A 14,057-nucleotide genomic window follows, 5' to 3' on the forward strand; every position below is an offset into this window, starting at 1 on the left:
CACGGGAAGGGCGGGCCCTCGGCCCGCCCTTCCTGCGTTGTTGTCAGGCCGCCGCGGGTGTGTAGTGCGCGGCCTCGTCGCCCTCGACAACCCGGCTGAGGGTGCCGTCGACTCCGACCGGGACATCGCCCGCGACCGTCACCCGGTGCAGCAGGCGCGGCAGATCGCCGTAGTCGTCGGGCGCGTAGTGCTGGGTGATGCGGTTGTCGAACAGGACGAGGTCGCCGGGCGCCCAGGACCAGCGGACGACGTTCTCCGGGCGGGTCACGTACGACTGCAGGATCCGCAGAATGTCGCGGGACTCGGACGGGGACAGGCCCACCAGAGACTGCGCGAAGCCACCGATGAACAGCCCGCGCTCGCCCGACTCGGGGTGGACACGCACCACCGGGTGCTCGGTGCGGTACTTCCTGGAGACGAACTGCCTGCGGTGCTCGGCGGCCTTCTCGCTCTTCGGCTCGGCATAGTCGTAGGCGTTGGTGTGCACCGCCCACAGGCGGTCTGCCAGTTCGCGCAGCGCATCCGGCAGATCCCGGTAGGCGGCAGCCGAGTTGGCGATCAGGGTGTTGCCGCCGTAGGGCGGGACGACGATGCTGCGCAGCGTGGACGCCTTGGGCGGGGTACGCAGGAAGGTGACGTCAGTGTGCCACTGGTTGGCACGGATTCCTTCGTCGCCGTCGACCGCCAGGATGTGCGGCTGCCCCTCGGCGGACGGCACGGTCGGGTGCGCCGTGGTGAGTTCGCCGAAGAGCGAGGCGAAGCGGAGCTGCGCCCCGTCGTCGAGCTCCTGGCCGCGGAAGAAGAGCGCCTTGTGTTCCAGGAGCGCCGTGTTGATCTCGCTGACGACGGCAGGCTCGAGGTCCGTGGAGATGTCGACGCCGAGGATCTCGGCGCCGATGCGGCCGCCGATCCGGCGGATGTCGAAACCGGTGCTGGTCATGCGGGAACTTCCTCTCTGTGTACGGGAAAGTGCGGGGGAGGGGATCAGTGGGTCCGGCCGGGCGGCCGCTCCAGGCCGTAGCGCTCGCGCAGCGTCCGACCGCTGTACTCGGTGCGGAACAGGCCACGGTCCTGGAGCAGCGGAATCACCTGGTCGACGAAGTCGTCGAGTCCGCCCGGCAGATACGGGGGCATGATGTTGAAGCCGTCGGCCGCGCCCTGGGTGAACCACTGCTCCAGCTGGTCCGCGATCTGCTCGGGCGTACCGGCGAAGACGCGGTGTCCGCGCCCGCCGCCGAGCCGCGCGATCAGCTGCCGGATGGTGAGCTGCTCGCGCCGGGCGAGGTCCGCGACCAGCGTGAAGCGTGATTTGTTGCCGTTGATGTCCCGCTCCTCGGGGAGCTCGGGCAGCGGGCCGTCGAGCGGCAGTTCGCTCAGATCCGTGCCGAGCATTCCGGACAGCTGCTGCAGCCCGTACTCCGGTACCTGGAGGCCCGTGAGCTCGTCCTCCAGCGCCCGCGCCTCGGCCTCGGTGGCGCCGATGACGGGGCAGATGCCCGGCAGGATCTTCAACTGGTCCGGTCGGCGGCCGTACTTCGCCAGCCGCGACTTGAGGTCCTTGTAGAAGGTCTGGCCGTCCGCCAGGGTCTGCTGGGCGGTGAACACTGCCTCCGCGTACCGGGCGGCGAACTCCTTGCCGTCCTCCGACGAACCGGCCTGCACCAGCAGCGGATGACCCTGCGGCGAGCGCTGTACGTTGAGCGGCCCGTCCACCCGGAAGTGCGTGCCGCGGTGGTCGATCGGGGCTACCGCCCCCTCCTCGGAGTAGACGCCACGCTCGCGGTCGACGACCGGCGCATCGTCGCGCCAGCTGTCCCACAGCTGCTTGGTCACATCGAGGAACTCGGCGGCCCGCTCGTAGCGCAGCGCGTGCTCCAGGTGTTCCTCGCGGCCGAAGTTCCTGGCCTCTGCGACATTCCCGGAGGTGACGATGTTCCAGCCGGCGCGTCCGCCGCTGATGTGGTCGAGCGAGGCGAACTTGCGCGCCACATGGAAGGGCTCGTTGAACGTGGTGGAGACGGTGGCGATCAGGCCGATGCGCTCGGTGGCCACGGCCAGCGCGGACAGCAGCGTGAGCGGCTCGAACCCGCCGACCGCGTTGTAGCGGGCATTGCCCCACAGGGCGACACCGTCCGCGAGGAACAGCGAGTCGAGCCTGCCGCGTTCGGCGGTGCGGGCCAGCTCCTGGAAGTACGAGATGTCGGTGATGCGCTCCGGCTGGGTGCGCGGATGTCGCCAGGCCGCGTCGTGATGACCGGCGTTCATCAGGAAGGCATTGAGGTGGAACTGGCGTGGAGAGTCGGCGGACATGGGCTGTTCCCTCAGTTTCCGGTCGGGGTGCGCCAGGACGTGAAGCGGCGCTCCAGGGCCACGAGCAGCTGGTTGAAGCCGACGCCGATGGCGGAGATGGTGATGATCCCGGCGTACATGTCGGGGATCGCGAAGTTGAACTGCGAGGCGTTGACGAGATAGCCGAGCCCGGCCTTGGCGCCCACCATCTCTGCGGCGACGAGGACGAGGATCGCGACCGCGCCCGCCAGCCGGATGCCGGTGAAGACCGTCGGCACCGAGGCGGGCAGGATCACCTTCTGGAAGATCCTCGGCGCGGGCAGATCCATCGACCTGGCCAGCCTCAGCAGGGTCGGGTCCACGCTGCGTACGGCACTGATGGTGTTCAGCAGGATCGGCCAGGTGCACGCGTACAGCACGATGGAGATCTTCGAGGTCTCGCCGATGCCGAGCAGCAGGACGAAGACGGGAAGCAGGGCCAGCGCCGCGGTGTTGCGGAAGACTTCCAGCAGCGGCCCGAGGAGGTCCGCGAGCGGCCGGTACCAGCCGATCAGCAAGCCGAGCGGTACGGCCAGCACGACCGCGAGCCCGAATCCGGTGAGCGAGCGGCCGAGGCTGGCCTGTGTGTGCTCGGCGAGCTGTCCGTCGAGCAGCAGCCGCCACCAGGCGACGGCGACTTCGGAGAACGGCGGCAGGAAGGTGCGGTCCACCAGGGCAAGCCGGGGCGCGGTCTCCCACACCGCAAGGAGCAACCCGATCGCCACGGTCCGCGTGAACACGGCCAGCAGCACGCGGCCCGTACGCCGTAGGGGAGTCGGCAGCGTCCGGCGCGGGGCCGCGAGCGCCGGATCGGTGCGCTGCGCGGCGCCGCCGACATCGACGCCTGTCGCGAGCGCCTTCTCGGTGGTGATGCTCATAGCGTTGCGGCCTCCCTCTCCTCTTGCTGGGCCCGGCTGACCTCGTCGCGCAGCAGGCTCCAGATCTGGTGGCGGTGGTGTGCGAACTCGGGGCTGGAGCGCGGATCGGCATCAGCGCCGCGGTCGCCCAGATCGATCGGCACGACCTCCTTGATCCGGCCGGGCCGCGAGGTCAGCACGGCGACCCTCTGCCCGAGGTGGACCGCCTCGTCGATGCCGTGCGTGATGAACACGATCGTCTTGCCGGTGCGCTGCCAGATCCGCAGCAGCTCGTCCTGGAGGGACTCGCGGGTCTGCGCGTCGAGCGCGGCGAACGGCTCGTCCATGAGCAGCACATCGGGGTCGTACGCGAGACTGCGCGCGATGGCGACCCGCTGGCGCATACCGCCGGAGAGCTCGTGCGGATGGCGGTCCTCGAATCCGGTGAGCCCGACGAGCGCCAGATACTCCCTGGCCCGCCCGGCTCTGACCCGGCGCGGCACTCGGGTCGCTTCGAGGCCGAACTCCACATTGCCCAGGGCGGTGCGCCAGGGGAGCAGGGCGTACTGCTGGAAGACGATGCCCCGGTCCAGGCCCGGGCCGGTGACGGGCTCTCCGTCCAGCAGGATCCGGCCGGAGGTGGGCGTCGAGAGACCACCGAGGAGGTCGAGCAGCGTGGACTTGCCGCAGCCGCTCGGGCCGACGATGACCACGAACTCACCGGCGGCGACATCGAGATCGATGCCGTCGAGAGCGGTGACCTGGCCCTGATTCCCGCGTACCGCAAAGGTCTTGCCGACGCCCTGGAAGCTGATTTTCGCGGTCATGGGGTCAACTCCCCGCCTTGGCCCGGTTGGTGTTGAACTCGTTGGTGAACAGGTCGGGGACGCTGACCTGGCCGGATTTGATGTCCCCGCGCTCGGTGAGCCAGTCGGCCCAGACCGTCAGCTCCTGCTCCTCGATCCGGCCGCCGGGCGCGGAGACGCCGTACGAGCGCCAGAACTTGAGCGCGTCGGGGCTCTCGTTGCGCTTGCGCTTGGCGACGATCTCCGTCATCCGGGCCACGACCTCCTCGCGGGGTGTCGTACGGGACCAGTCCAGGGCCCTGCCCACTCCGGTGACGAAGGTCCGTACCGTCTCGGGGTTCTGCTTGATGAAGCGCTCGGTCAGGACGTACGTCCCGGCGCTGAAAGGCCCGCGCAGATCGAAGTCGCTGAAGAGTTTGCGCACGCCCCCGGTCGCAAGAGCCTTGTCGCGCAGGATGCCGCCGAGGACCGCCACGTCGATCTGCCGCTGCCGCAGCGACTGTTCGGTGTTGACGGGCGGGATGACGATCCGTTCGACCTGCTCGGCCTCGGCCCGGCTGAGCCCGCTCTTCTTGAGGTAGATGTCGAGCATCGCCTCGTGGTGGGCGCCGAGGGTGTTCATCCCGACCTTCTTGCCGATGAGGTCGCGGGGCGAGCGGATGGCGCTCTTCTCGGTAACGTAGAAACCGCTGTAGGCGTACTTGTCGGAGCCGTAGTAGCTGACGACAGCCTTGATAGGGGCCTTGCGGGCGGCGAGCTTGACCACCGCGCCGTTGAACGCGCCGCCGAAGTCGGTCTGGCCCGACGCTGCGGACTGGATGTCCTGCGGGCCGCTGATGGTGTTGCCCACCCAGTCGAGCTTCAGATCGTCCAGGAAGCCGAGGGAAGCGGCCAGTTCGGGTGGGGTGACCGCGCCGGCCGAACCCTGGTAGCGGAGCGTCGTGGTGTTGCGGATGCCGCTGCCGCTCGCCGTGCCGCAGCCCGCGGCCGCCAGCGCCGAGAGGCCGGAGAGCACAAGGAAGGTGCGTCTGGAGGTCATCAGTCATTCCGTTTCGGGGTACGCGAAGATGCCTGAATCGCCACGCCGAAAGGCGCAGTTCATTCAGGAAGGAGACAGGTGCAATGCGGCAGGGGAATTCAGCGGAAGGCCTGCCGAGGAATTACCGCGTGACGGGAGCGAATGTGCTCAGCCCGTTGTAAGGGCCCCAGAGAAGGGCCGGAGGCGGAGAGAGATCAGCTGAGCGTGTTTCAGCGGCCGGCGGCACAGAGTGCGCTGGCGTGCCGTCGAAGATCGACGTGCAGGCGCGATACGAGAATGTCAGCTTGACTCACACCCGAGAGAATGGCAGCGACTTCCGGTCACGTCAATGAGCGCCGGAAATCGTCTCGCATGCTGAATTGTTGCGGATTTCTTTCACGAATGTGGCCTGACGGGCAGGGTTGCGGGCGGCCGGATCCGGCGCACCCCGGTGAGCGTGACCGCCGGTCCTCCGATGCGTCGACGTGCCGTCAGCCTCTGTTCTCCCTTGGTTCTCACGGCCCCCTGTTGCGGTTGTCCCGGCCCCGCGATGCTGTGCGGTGACAGCGCTTGCTGTGAGCGCAACTCGCCGTATTCCAGGAGTAGTTGTGGGCCTTGGCAGAGCAAGACGCTCCGTCGTGCTGGTCGCGACGGTGTCCGCCCTGGCGGCGGGGGCGATGTCCCCCGCAGTCGCCGATTCCACCCCCGACCCACGTCCCCGCGATGTGTCCGAAGTGTTGCGCCCGCTCGCTCCGCCGCCCGCGAGCAACGCGGCCACAAGCCCGCGGGCTGTCGCCGACGGCGACGGAATCGAGACCGCGCGCAGCGCCCGGCCGATCGCTCCGGGCATCAGCCTCACCTCGTACGACCGGCTGGAATCGGACAAGTGGTTACGGGTCGACGCTCTTTCCGTCGATCTCGGCGGCAGCAGCGTAAAGGCGGACTATCTCTCCTCGGGCAAGGTCGCCGACCGCCGTGCCGTCTCCGAACTCGCCGCCCAGCACGACCCGGGACCCGGCCGGCGCACCGTCGCAGCCATCAATGCCGACTTCTTCGACATCAACCAGACCGGCGCCCCACAGGGTCCCGGAATCAAGGACGGCAAGGTCACCCAGTCACCGGCCGCGGGTGCCAACAGGGCCGTCGGGATCGGGCCCGGGAACGCGGGACGCGTTCTGCAGCTGTACTTCGACGGCACGCTGAAGCTGCCCTCGGGCACGTACCCGCTGACCGCGTACAACGCCGCCAATGTCCCGGCGGGCGGCATCGGCGCGTACACCGCGGCGTGGGGGACGGCTGACCGGACGCTGACCGTCGATGCCGCAACTCCGGTCGCCGAAGTACTCGTTCGCGACGGCAAGGTGACCGAGGTCGCGAGCAGGCCGGGCAGCGGGCCCATCGCGCCGGACACCACCGTCCTGGTCGGCCGCGAGGCAGGCGCCGGGGTGCTCGCCGCGCTGCGGCCGGGCGACCCCGTCGCCCTGGAGTACCGGCCGCGCACCGACAACGGACCCGTCCCGCGCACCGCGGTCGGCGGCCGCGAACTCCTCGTCGTCGACGGCACACCCCAGAACCACGACGGCGAGGGCAACAACACCGCCGCTCCCCGCACCGCCGTCGGCTTCTCCAAGGACGGCCGCGCGATGCAGGTCATCACCGTCGACGGCCGACAGGCCGACAGCGGCGGCGTCACCCTCACCGAGCTCGGCCTGATGATGAAACAGGCCGGTGCCCACAGCGCCCTGAACCTCGACGGCGGCGGATCGTCGACACTCGTCGCCCGTGAACCCGGCAGTGACGTGCTCCAGGTGGAGAACAGCCCCTCCGACGGCAGCGAACGCACCGTCCCCAACGGGCTCGCGCTCACCGCGCCGGACGGCAGCGGAAGGCTGCGCGGCTTCTGGGTCGAGACCCGCACGCCCGCCGGGAGCGCCCCCACCGCCGACCCGGTCAAGGGCGGCCACCCCGAGCGGGTCTTCCCCGGACTGACCCGCCGGCTCACCGCCGCCGGTTACGACGAGACGTACGGACCGGCCGCCGGGACCCCGCACTGGCGTACCGTCAGGCCCTCGGTGGGCCGGGTCGACGACCAGGGCGTGTTCCGGGCCCGGCACAGCGGCACCACCGATGTACGCGCGGAACGCGCGGGCGCCCACGGCAGCACCCGGCTGACGGTCCTCGACGACCTCGCCCGGATCGAACCGACCACCCGGCGCGTCGGCCTCGCGGAGGCGAACGCCACCGGCACGTTCGGCATCCTGGGCCTCGACGCGCAGGGCAACAGCGCGCCCGTCGAACCGGCCGACGCCGAACTCGCCTACGACCACACCCTCTTCGACATCCGCGACGACGGAAAGGGCTCCTTCACCGTCAGGTCCCTCACGGGCAGCGGCGCCGGACGGATCATGGTGACCGTCGACGGCGTCACCACCGTTCTGGCAGTCAGCGTCGGCCTCGCCGAACAGGCCGTTTCCGGCTTCGACGACGCCGCGGCCTGGACCTTCAGCCAGGCGCGCGCGGGCGGTTCGGTCGCGGCGACGCCCGACGGCCAGAGCGGCACCGGCCTGGAGCTCACCTACGACTTCACGCAGTCGACGGCGACCCGCGCCGCGTACGCCAACCCGCCCAAGCCGGTCCCCGTCCCCGGTCAGCCGCAGTCCTTCACGCTCTGGATCAAGGGCGACGGGAAGGGCGCCTGGCCCACCCTGCACCTCAAGGACGCGGCCGGGTCCGACCAGCTGCTGCGCGGGCCGTACGTGACCTGGACAGGCTGGCGGCACGTGACATTCGCGGTGCCGCCCGGGGCCGCGACGCCGCTGTCCGTCTTCCGCTTCTATCTGGCCGAGACCGCGGCCGCGAAGCAGTACACCGGGAAGATCGTCATCGACGGACTGAGCGCGCAGGTGCCGCCGACCGTCGACCTGCCCGCGCAGCCGCGTACGCCAGATCCGCTGATCGACCCGGCGGCCGAAACCGAGGCCAGGGACTGGCAGTTCGCGGTCATGTCCGACGCGCAGTTCGTCGCCCGCGACCCCGACAGCGCGATCGTCGCCCAGGCACGGCGCACCCTGCGCGAGATCAAGGCCGCCCGGCCCGAGTTCCTCGTCGTCAACGGCGACCTGGTCGACGAGGGCTCGCCGGCGGACCTCGCCTTCGCCCGGCGGGTGCTGACAGAGGAGCTGGGCGACGAGCTGCCCTGGTTCTACGTGCCGGGCAACCACGAGGTGATGGGCGGAAAGATCGACAACTTCATCGCCGAATTCGGGCCCGCGCACCGGGTGTTCGACCATCGTGGTACGCGCTTTCTCACCCTGGACACATCGAGCCTGAGCCTGCGGGGCGGCGGCTTCGCCCAGATCAAGGAGGTGCGGGCGCAGCTGGACGCGGCGGCGAAGGACCCGGGCGTCAGCTCGGTGATGCTCGTCGAGCACGTACCGCTGCGCGACCCGACCGTCCAGAAGGGCAGCCAGCTGAGCGACCGCAAGGAGGCGGCGCTGATCGAGCAGTGGCTCGCGGAGTTCCGCCGTACGACGGGGAAGGGGGCGGGGCTCATCGGCAGCCATGTCGGCGTCTTCCACGCGGACCACGTGGACGGCGTGCCGTATCTGATCAACGGCAACTCGGGCAAGGCGCCGGCGGGGCCGGTGAACGAAGGCGGCTTCACGGGCTGGTCGCTGGTCGGCGTCGACACGGTGTCCCGGTCGGAGCAGCAGACCGGTCGGCTCCGGCCGTGGGAGGGACAGCCCGACTGGGTCTCCGTCCAGACCCGCGCCCATGTCGACGGCCTGACGCTCGACGCGCCCGCGGCACTGCCGCCGGGCCGCAGCGGGTCCGCGGGGGCGACGGTCACGCAGGGCGCGCGCCGGATCCCGGTCGCGTTCCCGCTGAGCGCGGACTGGACGGGCTCGCCGAACCTGTTCATCGGCGCGCCGGAGGACGCCCGCCACCGGCATGTGGCGTCCTTCGACCCGAGGACGGGCCGCGTGACGGCGCTGCGGCCGGGGACGGTGACGCTGGCGGTGACGGTTGCGGGCGTCACGAGCCGCACGGAGATCCGCGTGGCGGGGGAGGGGGTGGGGGCGGCGGCGTAGGCGACGCCTGCGGCGGGCTTGTCCCCTACCCGCCCTCCCCCAGACTCCGTCCGGGGGGACCCCAACCTCCCCGTACGCGCTTCGCGCGTGTCCTCAATCGCCGGACGGGCTGGATGTGCGGCCGAGCCGCACATCTCAGCCTCGTGGGGGTCCCCCCGGACGAAGTCTGGGGGAGTTTGAGGCGCGGGGGTCCGGGGGCAGCGCCCCCGCCACGCGGCGGAGCCGCAAATCGATACAGCGGGAAGGGGCGGGGTGGGGAACAGCCCCGCGCAGCGGAACCGCACCTGGCCGCCCCCCCCAGCCCCGCGCACAACCCCGCTCGGCCCATCTGATGCGAAAGCCGGACGACTAGCATGACCAGTCACGCGAAGCACAGGAGCACCATGACCGCCGCACGCAACCGCCTCCTCTACGTCACCGATCTCGGCTACGAGGCCAAGGGGCGCCGCTACTGCGACGAGGACATCCGGCTCTCCGGCCGCCTGCGTGAGGACTTTGACATCGCTCTGTGCCATCCGCTGGACGCGGCACGCCTCATGGACTCCTTCGACGCCGTCGTCGTACGCAACAGCGGTCCGGTGCTCCACTACCAGCGCGAGTACGACGCGTTCCTGGCCCTCGTCCGACGGTCCGGCGTCCGCCTCTACAACCCGCCGACGGGCCGCGCCGACATGGCGGGCAAGCAGTATCTGGTGGAGCTGAGCGCCGCCGGATTTCCGGTCATCCCGACCGTGGACCGCGGCGAGGACGTCGGACGGCTGCCGCACGCGGCGCAGTACGTCGTCAAGCCCAAGTTCGGCGCGGACTCGATCGGCATGGAGTTGGTCGAGAGGGACCGCCTGGACGGGCTCGTGTACGGCGAGGTTCTGGTGCAGCCGAGGATCCCGTTCCGCTACGAGGTGTCGTTCTACTTCGTCGACCGCGACTTCCAGTACGCCCTGTACGCCCCGCGCCCGGAGCGCCGCTGGGAGCTGGAGCGCTACGAACCGGGCCCGGGCGACCTGGAGTTCGCTCAGCGGTTCATCGACTGGAACACCTTGGACCACGGCATCCAGCGCGTCGACGCCTGCCGGGCCCCGGACGGCGAGCTGCTGCTCGTCGAGCTGGAGGATCTCAATCCGTATCTCTCGCTGGACCTGGTCGAGGACAGCGTGCGCGAGGCCTTCGTCGCCCGGACGAAAGCCTCCCTCCACGCGTTCCTCGGCGGCTGACGTTCAGCCGGCGAGACCGAGTTCGCGCTCACCGAGGGGTGCGAAGAACCGGGCCACGTCCGCCTCCGTCACCTCCGAGAGCTCCGCGGGCGACCAGCGCGGCCTGCGGTCCTTGTCGATGACCTGGGCCCGGACCCCTTCGATCAGATCGGGCGAGGAGAAGGCTGCGGACGAGACGCGGAACTCCTGGTCCAGTACCGGCTCCAGCTCACCCAGCGCCCGGGCCCTGCGCATCGCCGCGAGGGTCACCTTCAACGAGGTGGGGGACCGGGTGAGGATCGTCTCCGCGGCTTCCTTCGCCGCCGGATCGCCGCAGTCGAGCAGCCGCTCGAGGATCTCCTCCACGGTGTCGGCCGCGTAGGAGTGGTCGATCCACTCGCGGTGCAGGGCCAGTTCACCTTCGGGCGCTGCGCCCGCGTACCGCCGGACCGTCTCGGAGACATCCAGCACGGCGAGAGAAGCGGTGAGCTCGGCCAGCCGCCGCGAGGGCACGAAGTGATCGGCGAGCCCGCACAGCAGCGCGTCGGCAGCGCCGACCGCCGAGCCGGTGAGCGCCAGATGCGTGCCGAGCTCGCCGGGCGCCTGCGCGAGCAGGTGCGTACCGCCGACGTCCGGTACGAAGCCGATACCCGTCTCCGGCATGGCGACGGCAGATCGTTCCGTGACGATGCGCACGTCGCCGTGCGCGGACACGCCCACTCCGCCGCCCATGACGATGCCGTCCATCACGGCGACGTAGGGCTTGGAGTAGCGGGCGATAAGGGCATTGAGGCGGTACTCGTCGCGCCAGAAGGCCACCGAGGCGCTGCCGCCCGCGAGCGCGTCCGCGTGGATCGCGCGGATGTCGCCGCCCGCGCAGAGTCCGCGCTCACCGGCTCCCGCGATGACCACGACCTCGACGGCGGGGTCCTGCTCCCAGGCGGCGAGTGCCGCGTCGACGGTGCGGACCATGGGGTGGGTCAGGGCATTGAGAGCCCGCGGGCGGTTGAGCGTGATGTACCCGGCGCGGCCCTCGGTGCGCAGCAGTACCGGCTCGGACTCGTCGAGGGCCATGAGGTGTTCCTTCCGCGGGACGGATCTTCTCGTCCATCCTCGCTCACCCCTGCCCGACGGTCCGTGGGCAGGGGTTCATGGCGACCGGGCGCGGGGCCGCCGGGCGCGGCTTGTTCGGACTCTTTCCGGCAGTCCGACCAGTCGGTACGTTCTCCATGAGCTCGACACCGGCAGGCCGGAATCCACCGGTCAGAGGCGACGGAGGCCCCCATGCCAGAACGTGCACCCCACATCGAAGGCCACTGCGACGATCGTTTCCGGGCGGTGCGTGCCGCCTTCGAGGAGAACTTCGGCGAGCGCGGCGAACTGGGCGCTGCCGTGACCGTGATCCTCGACGGGGAGTCCGTCGTGGACCTGTGGGGCGGGTGGGCCGACGAGGCGCGCACCCGCCCCTGGGAGCGCGAGACGCTGGTCAATGTGTGGTCGACGACCAAGGGCCCCACCGCCCTGTGTGCGCATCTGCTCGCCGACCGCGGACTGCTCGACCTGGACGCACCCGTCGCCACCTACTGGCCGGAATTCGCCGAGGCAGGCAAGGAGAGCCTCCCCGTACGTCATCTGCTCTCGCACCGCGCGGGTCTGTCCGGGCTCCGTGAGCCGCACAGCCTCGGCGAGCTCTACGACTGGGAGCTGACCTGCGCCCGCCTCGCGGCCACCGAGCCCTGGTGGGAGCCGGGCACCCGGTCGGGGTACCACGCCATGACGTACGGCTTCCTGGTCGGTGAGGTGATCCGGCGCGTCACCGGACAGCTCCCGGGAGAGTTTCTGCACCAGGAGGTCACCGGGCCGCTCGGTATCGACTTCACCATCGGTCTGCCGGAGAAGGAGGCGGGGCGCGTCGCCGAGCTGGTGCACCCGCCCGCCGCGTCCAGCAGCGAACAGGCCGCAGTCTTCGCCCAGTTGCAGCCCGCCGCCCTGGCGGCCCTGGTCAACCCCATCGTCGGGGCGGCGGACGCCAACACACCTGCCTGGCGCGCGGCCCAGATCCCCGCCGCCAACGGCCACGGCACCGCCCGCGCCGTCGCCGCCCTCTACGGGATCTTCGCGGGCCGCGGTGAGTTCGCCGGCCGGCGCCTGCTGTCGCCCGAGGCGGCCGAACGCGTCCGCGAGGGCCAGGGCAGCTGCCGGGACCTGGTGCTCGGCGCCGGGTTCGAGCACGAGACGGAGGTCGGGCTCGGCCTCTGGCTGAGCGGCGAGAACGGTTCGTACGGACCCAATCCCCGTGCCTTCGGGCACGACGGCTTCGGCGGCTCCTGCGGTCTGGCCGACCCGGAGGCGGGCATCAGCCTCGGTTACGTCATGAACCGCATGGGCCCCAACATCGCCGACGATCCACGGAAGATGGCCGTCGTGGACGCCCTCTACGAGGCGATCGGAGCGCCGCTCTAGCCCGATCCCGAATCGGCCGACGGCCCTTCCGGATTCTTGCAACACGTTCTACTGTGTGCGCCGCGCATGCGACGGATCGCGAGACTCCTGGAGGGGCCGTGCACCTCGAATACACGCCTGAGCAGCAGCAGTTGCGCGCCGAACTGCGCACGTACTTCGCCGAACTCGTGCCGGACAACGTCTACGCCCGCTACGGCGACCCCGGCGAACAGAAGCGCTTCTACCGCGAGACCATTCGCCGTCTCGGCGGGGACGGATGGCTGGGCGTCGGCTGGCCCGAGGAGTACGGCGGCCGTGGTCTCAGCCCCATGGAGCAGTTCATCTTCTTCGACGAGGCCGCCCAGGCAGGCGTACCGCTGCCGCTCATGGCCCTCAACACCGTCGGCCCGACGATCATGCAGTTCGGCACCGAGGAGCAGAAGTCCCACTTCCTGCCGAAGATCCTCTCCGGCGAGATCGACTTCGCGATCGGTTACAGCGAACCCGACGCGGGCACCGACCTCGCCGCCCTCAAGACCCGCGCCGTACGGGAGGGCGACGAGGACACCGGCGCGTACACCGTCAACGGACAGAAGATCTGGACCACCAACGGCGACACCGCCGACTGGGTCTGGCTCGCCGTGCGCACCGACCCCGAAGCCCCGCCCCACAAGGGCATCACCATGCTGCTGGTGCCGACGTCCGATCCCGGTTACTCCTGCACCGTCATCAACACCCTCGCCTCTCACGACACCACCGCCAGCTACTACGAGAACATCCGGGTGCCCGCATCCCGCCGGGTAGGCCAGGAGAACAAGGGCTGGCGGCTGATCACCAACCAGCTCAACCATGAGCGCGTCACCCTCGCCGCCCACGGCACCATGGCCATCCGCGCCCTCCACAACGTCCAGCGCTGGGCCGCTGACACCAAACTCGCCGACGGACGGCGCGTCATCGACCTCGGCTGGGTACGCAGGCGCCTGGCGCAGACCCACACCAAGCTCGACGCGATGAAACTGCTCAACTGGCAGATGGTGGGCGCCGTCCAGGAGGGCACCCTGACCCCGCAGGACGCCTCCGCCGTCAAGGTCTACGGATCGGAGGCGCGCCGCGACGCGTACGCCTGGCTGATGGAGGTCGTCGGTGCGGCAGGTCCGCTCAAGGAGGGCTCGGCGGGAGCCGTCCTGCACGGCGAACTGGAGCGCGGCTACCGCTCCGCCGTGATCTTCACCTTCGGCGGCGGCAACAACGAGATCCAGCGCGAGATCATCTCCTGGATCGGACTGGGGATGCCGCGGGTGCGGCGCTGAGCGTCTGTGACCACA

The 14,057-nt window shown here is 70.3% G+C and carries 11 protein-coding genes; 4 read left to right on the forward strand and 7 right to left on the reverse strand.

Translation table 11 applies throughout. The annotated features are described in order from the left end of the window. Positions 1–43: 43 nt before the first annotated feature. From OOK40_RS22025 to OOK40_RS35450, 6 genes are all read right to left on the reverse strand, one after another. On the reverse strand, positions 44–940 hold the full coding sequence (locus tag OOK40_RS22025; protein ID WP_266484649.1) for a TauD/TfdA family dioxygenase: 897 nt from the start codon (positions 938–940) through the stop codon (positions 44–46). Between the two features lie 44 nt (positions 941–984). Then, complete coding sequence (locus OOK40_RS22030) at positions 985–2,310, reverse strand: LLM class flavin-dependent oxidoreductase (protein ID WP_266484651.1); 1,326 nt, start codon at positions 2,308–2,310, stop codon at positions 985–987. A gap of 11 nt (positions 2,311–2,321) precedes the next feature. Next, positions 2,322–3,206 (reverse strand): ABC transporter permease, encoded by an 885-nt coding sequence (locus OOK40_RS22035; RefSeq protein WP_266484654.1) that lies wholly within the window; start codon positions 3,204–3,206, stop codon positions 2,322–2,324. Further along, positions 3,203–4,012, reverse strand: coding sequence for an ABC transporter ATP-binding protein (locus tag OOK40_RS22040; protein ID WP_266484658.1), 810 nt, complete (start codon positions 4,010–4,012; stop codon positions 3,203–3,205). The genes OOK40_RS22035 and OOK40_RS22040 overlap by 4 nt, the downstream gene beginning before the upstream one ends. 4 nt (positions 4,013–4,016) lie before the next feature. Continuing rightward, entirely contained in the window at positions 4,017–5,030 is a 1,014-nt protein-coding gene (locus OOK40_RS22045; RefSeq protein WP_266484661.1) for an ABC transporter substrate-binding protein, read from the reverse strand. A gap of 209 nt (positions 5,031–5,239) precedes the next feature. Further along, positions 5,240–5,323 carry a putative leader peptide gene (locus tag OOK40_RS35450; RefSeq protein ID WP_351446407.1) on the reverse strand — a complete coding sequence of 28 codons (84 nt, stop codon included), beginning with the start codon at positions 5,321–5,323 and terminating at the stop codon, positions 5,240–5,242. A gap of 363 nt (positions 5,324–5,686) precedes the next feature. Here OOK40_RS35450 and OOK40_RS22050 point away from each other — a divergent pair, with 363 nt between their 5' ends. Continuing rightward, positions 5,687–9,100, forward strand: a complete 3,414-nt coding sequence (locus OOK40_RS22050; protein WP_266486488.1) for a phosphodiester glycosidase family protein — start codon at positions 5,687–5,689, stop codon at positions 9,098–9,100. Positions 9,101–9,483: 383 nt separating this feature from the next. After that, positions 9,484–10,311 (forward strand): hypothetical protein, encoded by an 828-nt coding sequence (locus OOK40_RS22055; RefSeq protein ID WP_266484663.1) that lies wholly within the window; start codon positions 9,484–9,486, stop codon positions 10,309–10,311. A gap of 3 nt (positions 10,312–10,314) precedes the next feature. Here the strand turns inward: OOK40_RS22055 and OOK40_RS22060 are convergent, their stop codons facing one another. Next, positions 10,315–11,364, reverse strand: a complete 1,050-nt coding sequence (locus tag OOK40_RS22060; protein ID WP_266484666.1) for an enoyl-CoA hydratase/isomerase family protein — start codon at positions 11,362–11,364, stop codon at positions 10,315–10,317. A 210-nt stretch (positions 11,365–11,574) separates the two neighbouring features. Between OOK40_RS22060 and OOK40_RS22065 the strand changes: the two genes are divergently transcribed. Further along, a complete protein-coding gene (locus OOK40_RS22065) occupies positions 11,575–12,753 on the forward strand; it encodes a serine hydrolase domain-containing protein (protein ID WP_266484669.1) in 1,179 nt (392 codons plus the stop codon). Between the two features lie 98 nt (positions 12,754–12,851). Beyond that, positions 12,852–14,042 carry an acyl-CoA dehydrogenase family protein gene (locus tag OOK40_RS22070; protein WP_266484672.1) on the forward strand — a complete coding sequence of 397 codons (1,191 nt, stop codon included), beginning with the start codon at positions 12,852–12,854 and terminating at the stop codon, positions 14,040–14,042. Positions 14,043–14,057 lie beyond the last annotated feature (15 nt).

The sequence above is a fragment of the Streptomyces sp. NBC_01481 genome (assembly GCF_026339995.1).
Classification (GTDB): Bacteria; Actinomycetota; Actinomycetes; order Streptomycetales; family Streptomycetaceae; genus Streptomyces.